The 13,192-nt window shown below is 36.4% G+C and carries 12 protein-coding genes; 3 read left to right on the top strand and 9 right to left on the bottom strand.

Annotated features, from left to right (window positions below; translation table 11 throughout):
• Window positions 1-15 precede the first annotated feature (15 nt).
• Window positions 16-2,706: a DUF4084 domain-containing protein gene (locus AB1279_RS00935; protein ID WP_429757526.1), complete on the top strand. Its 2,691-nt coding sequence runs from the start codon at window positions 16-18 to the stop codon at window positions 2,704-2,706.
• Window positions 2,707-2,754: 48 nt separating this feature from the next.
• Here AB1279_RS00935 and AB1279_RS00930 read toward each other — a convergent pair whose 3' ends face one another.
• Together AB1279_RS00930 and AB1279_RS00925 are read right to left on the bottom strand one after the other, a co-directional pair.
• Window positions 2,755-2,901, bottom strand: a complete 147-nt coding sequence (locus AB1279_RS00930) for a quorum-sensing peptide PapR (protein ID WP_336482146.1) — start codon at window positions 2,899-2,901, stop codon at window positions 2,755-2,757.
• 97 nt (window positions 2,902-2,998) lie between these two features.
• The gene (locus AB1279_RS00925) at window positions 2,999-3,856 is read right to left on the bottom strand and encodes a helix-turn-helix domain-containing protein (RefSeq protein WP_429757525.1); all 858 of its coding nucleotides are present in this window, start codon (window positions 3,854-3,856) and stop codon (window positions 2,999-3,001) included.
• Between the two features lie 169 nt (window positions 3,857-4,025).
• Between AB1279_RS00925 and AB1279_RS00920 the strand changes: the two genes are divergently transcribed.
• Window positions 4,026-5,786 carry a M4 family metallopeptidase gene (locus AB1279_RS00920; protein WP_429757524.1) on the top strand — a complete coding sequence of 587 codons (1,761 nt, stop codon included), beginning with the start codon at window positions 4,026-4,028 and terminating at the stop codon, window positions 5,784-5,786.
• A 91-nt stretch (window positions 5,787-5,877) separates the two neighbouring features.
• Here AB1279_RS00920 and AB1279_RS00915 read toward each other — a convergent pair whose 3' ends face one another.
• The 4 genes from AB1279_RS00915 to AB1279_RS00900 are packed head-to-tail and all read right to left on the bottom strand — an operon-like array spanning window position 5,878 to window position 9,239.
• Window positions 5,878-6,480 carry a response regulator transcription factor gene (locus AB1279_RS00915; RefSeq protein WP_429752992.1) on the bottom strand — a complete coding sequence of 201 codons (603 nt, stop codon included), beginning with the start codon at window positions 6,478-6,480 and terminating at the stop codon, window positions 5,878-5,880.
• The gene (locus tag AB1279_RS00910; RefSeq protein ID WP_429757523.1) at window positions 6,477-7,604 is read right to left on the bottom strand and encodes a sensor histidine kinase; all 1,128 of its coding nucleotides are present in this window, start codon (window positions 7,602-7,604) and stop codon (window positions 6,477-6,479) included. Before AB1279_RS00910 ends, AB1279_RS00915 begins: the two co-directional genes overlap by 4 nt.
• Before the next feature lies 1 nt (window position 7,605).
• Window positions 7,606-8,340 carry an ABC transporter permease gene (locus AB1279_RS00905; protein ID WP_429757522.1) on the bottom strand — a complete coding sequence of 245 codons (735 nt, stop codon included), beginning with the start codon at window positions 8,338-8,340 and terminating at the stop codon, window positions 7,606-7,608.
• Complete coding sequence (locus AB1279_RS00900; RefSeq protein WP_429757521.1) at window positions 8,337-9,239, bottom strand: ABC transporter ATP-binding protein; 903 nt, start codon at window positions 9,237-9,239, stop codon at window positions 8,337-8,339. The genes AB1279_RS00905 and AB1279_RS00900 overlap by 4 nt, the downstream gene beginning before the upstream one ends.
• 147 nt (window positions 9,240-9,386) lie before the next feature.
• Here AB1279_RS00900 and map point away from each other — a divergent pair, with 147 nt between their 5' ends.
• Window positions 9,387-10,181 carry a type I methionyl aminopeptidase gene (map, locus tag AB1279_RS00895; protein WP_336482139.1) on the top strand — a complete coding sequence of 265 codons (795 nt, stop codon included), beginning with the start codon at window positions 9,387-9,389 and terminating at the stop codon, window positions 10,179-10,181.
• A gap of 131 nt (window positions 10,182-10,312) precedes the next feature.
• Here map and argS read toward each other — a convergent pair whose 3' ends face one another.
• From argS to AB1279_RS00880, 3 genes are all read right to left on the bottom strand, one after another.
• Window positions 10,313-11,983, bottom strand: a complete 1,671-nt coding sequence (gene argS / locus AB1279_RS00890) for an arginine--tRNA ligase (RefSeq protein WP_336482138.1) — start codon at window positions 11,981-11,983, stop codon at window positions 10,313-10,315.
• Window positions 11,983-12,420 (bottom strand): DUF1934 domain-containing protein, encoded by a 438-nt coding sequence (locus tag AB1279_RS00885; RefSeq protein WP_336482137.1) that lies wholly within the window; start codon window positions 12,418-12,420, stop codon window positions 11,983-11,985. The genes argS and AB1279_RS00885 overlap by 1 nt, the downstream gene beginning before the upstream one ends.
• A gap of 206 nt (window positions 12,421-12,626) precedes the next feature.
• On the bottom strand, window positions 12,627-12,986 hold the full coding sequence (locus AB1279_RS00880) for a YxeA family protein (RefSeq protein WP_429757520.1): 360 nt from the start codon (window positions 12,984-12,986) through the stop codon (window positions 12,627-12,629).
• Between the last annotated feature and the right edge of the window lie 206 nt (window positions 12,987-13,192).

Here is a 13,192-nt window from a genome sequence, read left to right as displayed (position 1 = left end):
AAATGGAGTTATGTCATGCGACAGCAGAAAAAATATATCACTTTTGTTTCTATGTATATTCTTATATTTCTCATATGGATTTTAATAGTTCCTTCACATACTTCTAGTAAAGAATTGGGGATCCTTTTCTTTTTTTATTTTGCTGCTATAATTTCCTTTTTGGGACTATTAAAGGCAATTTATATTAGTAAAAGGCCAACAAAAACATTTTGGATACTCATTCTATGTACAGGTATATCCGGCTTCATAATGGAAATCACCTTATTTTTAAAAACCTTATCTATTTACGAACAAGAAGTTTTTTCTTACGGTGCTGTACCCTTCTTTCTTTTGCAATATGCTTTATTATTTATCGCTTTCAGCTATGAACTTATACATAAGCAACCAATAACTACATTTTTACGATTTCTATTTGATAGTGTGTTTATTATCATAATAACCATCTACTTTATGTTTAACATTATATTAGATATCAAAACTATAGATAATTTGTCTCTAAATATGCGGATGATGACCTTTTATTTCATTGTACAATCTCTCTTTGTGTATGCCCTAATTAGCTTTTGCAAAAGCGAACCGCGATACACAGCTAGTAGAAAGATATTAATCGGGGCGTTTCTAATCGCCCTTGTATACGGATATATATGTTTATATCAAAATGTTAGAGGAGTTTATCCTTCACATGAATTAACCTACTTTGTTCATACTACTTCTCTTTTATTAATTGGATTATCTAGTCTTCTATATAAACCAAAAGATACAACACTACAAGTAAATAGCGAGAAATACGATCGTTTCAATTATGCTCGTTTATTTCTTCCTTATGTAAGCATTCTTGCAACCCTATTTCTTACGTTATCTAATAATGTGAAAGGAAAAGAGCTATTCGCAGGATTAGTTATTCCTCTTACATTATTGCTCTTTCGGCAAATGCTTATGTGGAAAGAAAATAAAAAATTGTTATACACATATCAGAGTTTAAACGAACAACTAGAAGTAAAAGTAAAAGAAGGAATTCAGGCGCTTTCCAAGAGCGAACAACAATATAAGTCGTTATTTGAAGAACATCCAGATGCTGTTTTCTCACTCGATATGGACGGGAATTTTCAACATGCGAACTGGGCTTGTACAAACTTATTCGAATCTTACTATAACGAATTTATTGGGCATTCTTTCTTACAGTTCATTGTAGATGAAGATCGTTTTGAAGCACAGACTGCCCTGCACATTGCAAAAGAGGGACTTCCCCAAACATTCGAAGTACGAACATACACAAAAAAGGGGATATATCATCATTTGCATATCACATTAATACCAACAACTGTTGAAGAAAAAATTATTGGTATGTTTGGGATTGCTCGTGATATTACTGAGCTGAAAATAAAGCAACAACAAGTCGAACACATGGCATTTCATGATGCACTAACTGGGCTTCCAAACCGTAGGAAATTTGAAAAAGAATTATTAGAAGCTTTGCAAGATGCACGTAAACGGGATACTACTGTTTCTGTCTTATTTTTAGACTTAGATCGATTTAAGAAAATTAACGATCGACTCGGTCATGACGTGGGTGATTTACTCTTAATTGAAGTAGCCAATCGACTTCAGCGCTGTTTACGACAAAAAGATGTTGTTGCTCGTCAAGGCGGAGATGAATTTACAATCTTCTTACCGGATACTTTCTCAAAACAAGAAGCTTCTCTCGTAGCAAATCGCTTATTACAGGAATTAAACAAGCCGATTTCTATTAAAGAATACGAATTCACAATAACACCAAGTATCGGTATTGCAACTTATCCGTTTGATGGAACAAATGCTACGGAATTGATGAAACATGCTGATATCGCCATGTACCGTGCAAAAGCAGCCGGAAAAAACAAATTCACTTTCTTCTCACAGGAAATGAGCACTATTGAACATAAGGCATACTTTCTTGAAAATGAACTTATGAAAGCGCTAGAGCATAATGAGTTTTACTTACAATATCAGCCACAAGTAAATACAAAATCAAAAAAAATTATTGGATTTGAAGCACTCGTTCGGTGGAAGCATCCAAAACTTGGTATCGTTTCCCCTGCAGAGTTTATTCCAATCGCTGAGGAAACTGGATTTATTATCCATCTCGGGGAATGGGTTCTGCGCACTGCTTGTAAACAAGCAAAAGAATGGCATCAAAACGGATTTTCCCATCTAAAAGTAGGTGTCAATTTATCGCCGGCTCAGTTTAATCATGAAGATTTAATCTCAACAATCTCCCAAGTTCTGAAGGAAACACAATTGCCTCCAGAAGCACTCGATTTAGAAATTACAGAAAGTATTGCGATTAATAAAGAGCAAACGGTAATTGAAAAGTTAGAACAAATGCAACAACTAGGTGTTAAAATTTCAATTGATGATTTTGGCACTGGATACAGCTCACTATCTTATTTAACAAAATATCCAATTCATACATTGAAAATCGCACGTGAATTTATTAAAGAAATTGAAAACAATCCACTTGAAGAAGCAATTATGTCTTCAATTATTATACTAGCAAAGAATTTACAATTAACTGTAATCGCTGAAGGAGTAGAGACCACCAAGCAATGGTCGTTTTTAGGTGATAAACAGTGCGACCAAATTCAAGGCTTCTTAATTAGTAAACCTGTCTATGCCGAAGAAGTATGGAGATTGTTACAAAAAGAAATACAAGTTCAAAAAATCTAATCTACTAAAAAAACAATCGTCTAACCAAGACGATTGTTTCCTTTTATTTTAATGTTCAAATGGTAAGTCAGAAGCTAGCTGTACTACTTCACCATGATTTGTTACTGCTTGATTTTGATCTACTAACGCATCTCCAAACGAAATACCCGCTAACATTGCTAATGTCAATAAACTACCAATAAGAATTTTTTTCATAATTCCATCCCCATATCTTTTTATTTTAATATAACATGAAATATTATCCATATAAAATGCAATTATGCATATTCGATACTATTCAGTTTCACCCTTTTCACATATTCACCTTTTTTAGAAGAATGTCCTTATAAGTGTGTAAATCTAAAAGTTCAAAAAAGAAAAGAGCTTTTTCATAAGCTACCCTACTTTCATTTTCCGAGTACCCTAGTTTTTCAAGGCATTCTCCTTTTTGATAGTATAGCTGACCGATAAGTGTCATGTTACTAGTGCGGCATGATGTTTCAATTGCCTTTTCAACTTGGTGAAGCGCTTTCTTATACTGTTCATCTAAATACAATGCCTTCGCATAATTATAGCCAACTTTTATAGCAAATTCCTCGTTACTATGTAACGACTCCAGCTGTTTTAAAATATGTTGATAAAGTTTAATACTTTTTTGGAAATATTTATTTTCCGCATAAATACTTGCAATTGAATTTTCTATATATAAATTTTGAAATACATCTATACCTATCAACTGCTTATGTATTAATTTTTTTAATTCCAAAATGCAGTATTCATAATTCACTTTTTTTAACACATACGCCGATAAGTGATAGTGCCAAAGAAGAAACTGTTGAAATTCTGGATGATCTTCCTCTTTCTTTAGTTCATCCCATACCTTCTTATAAATTTCTTCGTATTTCTTTTTTTTGCATAACATTTGAATTTGATCTTTAAATTGTTTTTTTCGTTCAATATCAGAATAAGCGAGTACTTCATAAAAATGAATGATAGGTACTTGTAACTTCGCTGCAATTCCCTGAAGTATGTCCATGCTTGGATATACTACCCCCGATTCAATTCTACTTACTTCCGATTGATGACATATGTTATCAGCTAACTGCTTTTGTGTTAAACCTCTCATCATTCTAATCTTTTTAATTTCGGCTCCCAGTTTTTGTGCATGCATGTTAGCTCACCATCCTGTTTTATAACAATCTATTTTTAAAATAGGTCATACCACTACAATAATGCCATTTCGACAATTTCCGGTATGAAATATTGCATAATTTATACAAAATTCGGCAAATTCCCCTTACAATTCATCTCATACAAATACTAGATTAGGAGTGTTAGAGATGAATTACAAAAAAATTACTAGTGCCCTTCTTGCTTTCGGCCTGCTCTGTCCATTATCAACTGAAGCAATTCATGCTCAAGAAATTGATAAAAATCAAGTACAAGTTGAAGTTGCTCAGCCCGGCCTAACAATCGGAAAATTAACAGAACCTCAAAACGATACGAAAGAAAATATCGCAAAAAAGTACTTAAAAGGTGAAGTACAAGGTGCCAAAGCACAGCAAGAACAAGTTACCACTGAAAAAAGTGTTGATTTCCAACTTACAAACAAAGAAACAAAAGAAAATCAAACAGAAGTACGCCTTACTCAAACATATAAAAGTTATAAAGTATATGGACAAGACCTCATTGTAAAAGTAGATAAAAATGGAGTCATTACAACTGTCAGTGGTAAAGTTGCCCAAAATTTAGAAAAACAACCTAATCTTACTATAACAAATTTTTTGTCGAAAAATGAAGTAAAATCTTCCTTACGAAGCGCTCTCCAAATTCCAAACGATGCATTAGAAAAAGAATTCGCTAGCGAAACTGTTATTTATAAAAAACAAGACGGCAGCTACACATATGCAGATGTTATTACATTTACATACGAAAATAATGATCAAATCATTAGCGGTCACGCAATTATTGATTTAATCCATGGTGAAATGTTGTTCCAAGAAAAGATGATAAAAAATAAGGAACAGCAACCTGTTAAACAAGCCGCTGCTCCACAGTTATCCCTAGCAAAAGAGCAAGGAACTGGCGTAAACGCACTACTAGAAAATGTATTATTTAATATCGCGAAAGGATCTGATGGAAAATTTTATTTAGCTGATTTAACGCGTGGTAACGGTATTTATATTTATGATGCAAACTATGCAGATTCAAAAGGCGGGGATAATCAAGCAGGCTATCCCGGCACACTAGTTTCTAGTAAAACGAATACATTTGCTGATAAAGAAGCCGCTGGTGTTATGAAAAACATGAGTGCTATTTATGATTACTTTAAAACACAGCACAATCTAAAAAGTTATGATAATAAAAATACAAAAATTGTTGCAAGTGTGCACGGATTCGATTCTACAGAGGTAAGTGACGGTGTAAAGACAGACTATGTAAATGCATTTTGGCACCCAGCCTGGAACCAAATGGTGTTTGGTGATGGCTTAAATGGAAAATTGACATCCGCTATCGATGTAACAGCACACGAATTTGGACACGCCGTATTTAGCGGAACAACAAAAAATAACGTTGTAAAATATCCAAGCGATGAAACAAACGCATTAAACGAAGGTCTTGCTGACTTCTGGGGAACGCAAATAGAGTTTTATGTAAAGAAAGACAAAGGAAATTGGATTATGGGGGACACACTAGGTGGCCTAACAATTCGTGATATTCCGAATGAAATTGGTGATGGTGGTCAAAAACTATACACAAATTTACAAGACTTTTATAAAGATGGAAATAGCCAAGAATCTCACGTAAACTCAGGTATTATTAGCCACGTTCTTTATCAATTAGCAGAAGGAAAAACATATAACGGTGTAACCGTCACAAAACAAGGTAACGATAAAATAAGCAAAATTGTTATGCGCGCATTGCAAAACTATGCAACATCAGCAGAGGATTTCGAGTCTCTTCACTCGCACATTGTACAAGCTGCAAAAGATTTATATGGTAGCACAGCTGCAAAAGAAGTTGACAAAGCATTTCTAGCTCACGGTTACAAAGCCTTACCACAAACAAATAAAGTAATTGAAGTACAAAAAGGAAACTAAAAAAAGATGTTTACCGATTCACATTGGTAAACATCTTTTTTTCATCCCGCTATTGGCGGGCAGTAAGACCTCCACTGACGGAAGTTTCACTTTATATCCATCCCTTTTCTTCAGCAATTGTAATGGCCTCAATCCGATTTTTTGCATTTAATTTCGTTAACACATCAGAAATATAGTTTCGAACTGTTCCAGATGACAAGTATAGTGTTTTTGCAATTTCATTTGCCGTTTTTCCTTCTTTCGCTAACAAGAGAACCTCTTTTTCCCTATCTGTTAACGGATTTTGTTCTTGCCAAAGCCCAAACATGAGCTCAGGGGAAATTTCTCGTTTTCCATCCATTACATTTCGAATTGCAGCTGCAAGATCTTCACTTGGACTATCTTTTAATAAATACCCATGCACATTTGCTTTCATCGCTCGCTCGAAATAACCAGGACGGGCAAATGTTGTCAAAATCATAACTCTGCACTGTGACTGTTGCTTTTGTAACGTTTCAGCCACATCTAACCCGCTCTGAATCGGCATTTCAATGTCCATAATACTAACATCTGGCTGCAATGTTTCAATCAGCTTCAAAGCTTCTTCTCCATTTTCCGCCTGCCCAACAACTTCAATATCATCTTCTAAATCAAGCAAAGCTCCTAACGCTCCGCGAAGCATACGCTGATCTTCCGCAATGATGATTCGAATCATGCCCTCACCTCATCTTTACCTGTTCTTATAACAATTGGTACATGTATTGTTAACATCGTTCCATCATGAATATCATCTAACTCAAGTACTCCATCAATAAGAGCCAGTCGTTCCCTTATCCCAAGAATGCCATTCCCATCATGATTTTTTTGTAGTCCGATTCCATTATCCTTTACTTGCACAATCAATTTCCCTTGTGCTTCAAATAAAATAATCACGCACTTTGTTGCCTTACTATGCTTAACAACATTTGTTACCGCTTCACGTAAACACATTCCGACAATGTTTTGTTCTAGCGGTGATAATACATTCGTACTTATCTCCTGCTTCACTTCTAATGATATATTGGCTGCTTGGAGAATTACCTTCACCTGTTCTAGCTCTTCCTCTACTGTAATCATACGCATATCAGAAATTAATTCCCGTAATTGTTTTAACGCATTTCTTGATGTTTGCGTAATTTCCTTCGCCTCTAGACAAGCACGTTCTGGATTTTTCACAATAAGCTTCTCAACAAGCTGACTTTTTAGCGTAATAAGCGATAACGTATGTCCTAATGTATCATGTAAATCTCTTGCAATGCGCTGGCGTTCTTCTCGCTTCACTAGATCACGAATTTGTTCATTCGCTTCACTTAACTGCGTTCTTAATATTTTCTTCTGATTAAAATTCCGCATAGCAAATGGTGTAACAATCATTAAAATAAACATCGGGATGGCAGTTATAGCAGACGTGTTTGTAAACTCGCGCATGTTCACCAACACAAAGGAACCAATCATTACGATCAAAAGGAAAAATAACAAGCGAAATTGTTTTTTTGTCGGTGCAAATCCCATTGCATTTGCTGTATAAAATCCAAAGAAAATCATATATGGGTTATAAAGCGTACTAAACAAGAATGTAATTACAAGTTGAATACAAGCCCACATCATAAATGTCTTTGGTACAAAATAAAGCTGGCGGTATGCAATAACAAAGAGTACAAGCATCCCGCCTCCTAGTATCAATTTCCAACTTGATTGCCCTATTAAGTAATAAAGGGGAAACAACAAGTAAACGAGCCATATATAAGGGAACAACCCCATATGTTTTGGAAAAATTTCAAACTGCTTCTTTTCGATCATTTTATACCGCTTCCTGTCTCTTTCTTATATATATTGATAATACAACAAAAGCGATGAAATAACCTCCTAACACTGCAGCATTTTCCCAGCCAATTGCCTTACCAGCGACAATATCCCAAGCTCCGCTTCCGAAATGATATGTCGGTGTCCATTCTCCAATACTTCTCAACGTCTTTGGAAGTATTTCAATTGGCATCCACAAGCCACCTAAAATCGCTAAACACATATTTAACATATTCGCAAGTCCCATAGCAGCATCGGTCTTCTTAATAGCACCGATAATCGTTCCAATTGCTAGAAATGGTGTAACACCAATTAATAACCATAATCCAGCACCAATCCACTGTCCAATCGTTAAGTCTACATGGTTCATTAGTATACCTGAGGTGAAAATAACTGCGATTGAAAAAGCATTTACAGCCGTTTGAGCAATAATTTTTGCCGATAAATATACCCCTTCTGGCAGCGGTGTAATTTGTAAAAGCTGTGTCCATCCTTGCCCTTTTTCTTGTGATAAACGACCGCCAAAACCAAAGAGTGCTGACCCTACAATGCTAAACGTAGCCATTGAAATTAAATAGTGCGCTTTCCAAGCCCCTCCGTCTTGTGGGCCTGACACGACATTTGTAAAAATGTAATAAAACATAATTGGCATTACTAATGAAAATAAGATAAATAGTCTATTGCGAAACGTACGTAAGATTTCTATTTTACATTGCATCCAAAACGCTCTCATGCGATTTCCTCCTTCTGATTTGCAACAAACTGTTCAAAAGCTTCATCTAGGCTGCCGCGCTCAACAGCAATATCCATGACAGGCAAGTTTTTATTAAAAATTTCCCGGAGCGTAGCATCTGTATCATCTGTTGTCAGCACTACACGTTTTTCATGCCACCGGACACTTGTAACATGAGATAAACTTCGAAGCAGACTTGTTGGCATTTCCTCTTTTGCATAAAATGAAATTGTTTTTTGAGAAATTGTTGCTTTCATCTCATCTGGTGTTCCATCAGCAATCACTTTTCCATTTGCAAATAATAAAATTCGATCTGCTAGTGCATCTGCTTCTTCTAAATAATGAGTTGTTAAAATAATTGTTTTCCCTTCACTTGCTAAATTCCGAATTGTATCCCAAAAGCTTTTTCTAGACGTAATATCCATTCCTACTGTTGGTTCATCCAAGAATAGCAAATCTGGGTTTCCAGCAAGTGCAAGTGCAAAATTTAAACGTCTTTTTTGACCGCCGGATAACTTTTCACACCTTTGCTTTCTTTCTGATTCTAAATTCGATAGCTGAAGTAGTGTTTGTTTTTTGATTGGATTCGTATAATAACTACGGAACAAATCAATTGCCTCTTCCACAGAGATACTATCAATTACACTTACTTCTTGCAGCATTGCCCCAAGGCGATTGCGAACATCTCGGTGCTTTGGGCTCTTGCCAAATATAGAAACATTTCCTTCTGAAGGATCCCTTAATCCAAGCATCATCGAAATCGTTGTCGTTTTCCCAGCTCCGTTTGGCCCAAGAAGTGCAACAATTTGCCCCTTCGTTACTGTAAATGAAACGTTATTTACTGCTTTTTTATATTTAAATGTTTTTGAAACACCATTCACTTCAATTACTTGTTCCATTTCTCCACCTCCGTCGTTACTTATATTTATATTGTATAAATTGGAAGAGATGGAAAACAGTAAAAGACGTCATGACATGAATATGACAAATGTCAGGAAATCTTAAAATGAGAGGCTTACCACGCAAGTAGCAGGACAAAAACAAACGTGATACAATCATGTGAGATGTACATTCGAGGAAGGACAGTGGTTTTCATGATTATTCGTAATGAAAAAGATTTAGAAGGCTTACGAAAAATCGGCCGCATCGTTGCGCTTGCTCGCGAGGAAATGAAGAAACAAGCGAAGCCAGGCATGACAACGAAAGAGCTTGATTTAATCGGTAAGAAAGTATTAGATGAGCACGGTGCCATTTCTGCACCTGAAAAAGAATATGATTTTCCAGGCGTAACTTGCATTAGTGTCAATGAAGAAGTTGCCCACGGTATTCCAGGAGATCGCGTCTTAAAAGAAGGCGACTTAGTAAATGTAGATGTATCTGCAGCACTTGACGGTTACTACGCAGATACAGGTATTTCGTTCGTTCTTGGACAAGACGAAGCAAAAGAAAAACTTTGCGCTGCTGCTGAAAGTGCATTTTGGGCAGCTATGAAAAAAGTAAAAGCTGGCGCAAAACAAAATCAAATTGGTCGTGCGGTTGCCAATGATGCTCGTAAAAACGGTTTTACAGTTATTCAAAACTTAACAGGGCACGGCATTGGACTTAGCTTACACGAAGCACCAAATCACATTTTAAACTATTTCGATCCAATGGATAGTGCTCTATTAAAAGACGGACTTGTCTTAGCAGTAGAACCATTCGTATCCATGGGTGCAGATCATATTATCGAACGCGGTGATGATGGCTGGACATTTGTAACACCAGATAAAAGCCTTGTTGCTCAATGTGAGCATACAGTTGTCGTTACACGCGGTGAACCAATCATTTTAACACAACTATAAGAAAAAGCAGGATGTACGGAAATATTTCCGTACATCCTGCTTTTTTATTGTCTAGCTCCAGCGGCTAGAATGCTCGGTGGCTTCGCGCCTTCCCCCTCCCATTCTGAGCGAACCGCTTCCGTTTTTCTTTATTACATCTTCTCTGGTGCAGATACTCCAACTAATGCTAATGCATTTTGAAGCGTAATGCGTACTGCACGCATTAAGTCGTAACGAGCTTTACTTAACTCTAAGTTATCTTGGTTTAGTACTTTTTCTGCATTGTAGAAGCTATGAAGCGCTGCTGCTAAGTCAAATGCATAGCTTGTAATGCGGTGTGGCAGACGTTTTTGCGCTGCTTCTGCAACTGCTGCTGGGAATTCACCCAGTTTTTTTAGTAAGTCTACTTCTTTCTCAGAAGTAACAAGTTTATAGTTAACATCGCCGCCTGCAGTTAATCCAAGCTCTTCACCTTGGCGAAGGATGCTGCATACACGTGCATGTGCATATTGTGCATAGTATACAGGGTTTTCATTTGATTTTGATACCGCTAAGTCCATATCAAAGTCTAAATGAGAGTCACCGCTGCGCATTGCAAAGAAGTAACGCATTGCGTCCACACCTACTTCTTCCATAAGCTCACGAAGTGTAACAGCTTTACCTGTACGCTTACTCATTTTTACTTTTTCACCGTTTTGGTATAGTTGTACCATTTGGATAATTTCTACTTCTAATGTATCTTTATCGTATCCAAGCGCTTGAATTGCTGCTTTCATACGTGGAATGTAACCGTGGTGGTCAGCACCCCAAATGTTAATTAATTTCTCAAAGCCACGCTCTAATTTATCACGGTGATACGCAATATCTGGTGTTAAGTATGTGTAAGAACCATCGTTTTTAATTAATACGCGGTCTTTATCATCACCGTAAGTTGTAGAACGGAACCATGTTGCGCCCTCTTCTTCAAATACTTCTTCGCGCTCTTTTAACGCTGCAAGAGCTTCGTCAATTTTTCCGTTTTTGTATAGTGATGTTTCAGAGAACCACACATCAAATTTAACGCGGAAGCTTTCTAAGTCTTTTTGAAGTTTTGCTAATTCATATTTCAAACCGTACTCACGGTAGAATTCATAGCTTTCTTTTGCGTCAGCTTTTGCATAACGATCACCAAACTCTTCTGCTAGACGCTTTCCGATACCGATAATATCTGCACCATGATAACCGTCTTCTGGCATTTCTTTATCTAACCCTAACGCTTGCATGTAACGAGCTTCAACAGAAAGCGCTAAGTTATGAATTTGGTTGCCAGCATCGTTAATGTAATATTCACGAGATACATCGTATCCTGCTTTTGCTAATACGTTACATAACGTATCACCAACTGCTGCGCCGCGCGCATGTCCTAAGTGAAGGTCACCTGTTGGGTTTGCAGATACGAACTCAACTTGTACTTTCTCACCTTTACCAGTGTTTGTTTCACCATAAGCTTCGCCAGCTGTAATAATTGTTGGAATTAAATCTGTTAAGTAGCTGTTATCCATGTAGAAGTTAATGAAGCCAGGTCCAGCAATTTCGATTTTTTCAATAGAAGCTTTTGCTTTATCGAAGTTTGCAATTAATTCCTCTGCAATCATGCGAGGTGCTTTTTTCGCTACGCGTGCAAGTTGCATCGCCATGTTTGTAGAGAAATCACCGTGTGTTTTATCTTTTGGCGTTTCTAATACAACGTTTGGGATTTGTTCTTCTGTTGCTAATTCTGCTTTTACTACAGCAGCTTTAATTTCCTCTTTAATGAGTTCTTTTACTTGTTCTAAAGAGTTCATTATTTTGCCTCCTTGAGATTAATGGTAATTGTATATCGGCCTGCTTCTTGTTCACTTAGAAGCAATGCATACGTTAAAAAGAGTTGTCCCTTTTTCTTTTCTTCCGACCATTTAAAAAGGACGTTATCTGTTTTCGTTTGCAATGCAAACGTTCCAAGTTCACTCGTATACGTTCCTGTTGTCCATTCACCTTTTTTATGAGTTTGACGCATAGAAACAGCACCTGAACGCATAATGAGAACTTGATCATCTTGAATTTTAATAATTGTCTTCACTTCGCCTTGTTCGTTCGGCTCTTGAAACGTTACATATGTACTTTGACCTTTTACATAGTATAGACCATTTGCGTCAAAAGCAATAGTTTCCTTTCGCGCCCCTTCACGAATCTCCGTTACAAAGTGAACCTGTACTGGTAAGCCTGCAAGTTGCTTCTCCACGTCTTGCACACCTTTCGAAATGTTATAGATATTAAATATAGTTTATAATAAATCACTTTTCCTATCATATCAAAAAACAGCGGTGTCTGTCTGCTGAAATATTAGGAAACCTGTTGAAAGATGTAATGCAAAAAGCAATTTATAAAAATGTTGGTATCATCCTTGTAAAACAGAAAACCCAAGTTCAGTATGAACTTGGGTTTTCATTAGTTTTTCAATTTTTCTAGCACCTTTGCTGGTACTTCATTCTCTCGCAGTTCTGCCCACCCTTTCCCTTGGCTGCCTTTTGCATAGATTTTCAAATAGACTCCTTGACGAAGTTCACGATTTATCATTTTTTTCACAACTTGCTCATTTCCGTCCCTATCATACGCAGTAAATGTATACAAATACTTATCGCCTTTTTTCTCACCTTGACTTGTTACAGTATAATATTCCTTTACTTCCTTACTTGAGAAAAAATTATCTACAAAGGCTTGCACACCCTCTGTTTTTGATTGTAAGTAAAAGGCACCTGCACCGCCTAAAATAGCAAGTACTGCTGTAACTTTTAATATCATACGCATGAATCTTTCCACCTCTAACATGTATCCTTGTATAATGCTTCATTAAGTATAAAATCTACCAAAAATAGTCTCTATCGATTTCCCTTACATTTCTCTTACATCATTGTAAGGAAAGTAAACTGGAATATTTAGTGAAAATAAAAAGGCTATTTCGATATAATTCGAAATAGCCTTTTTATTTTGCTTACTGTTCATCTAGCTCTGGT

This window comes from Bacillus sp. S14(2024), assembly GCF_050473785.1.
GTDB classification, from domain to species: domain Bacteria; phylum Bacillota; class Bacilli; order Bacillales; family Bacillaceae_G; genus Bacillus_A; species Bacillus_A yunxiaonensis.
The sequence above is the reverse complement of the archived record's forward strand: the minus strand, read 5'-3'. Positions and strand labels throughout refer to the sequence as shown.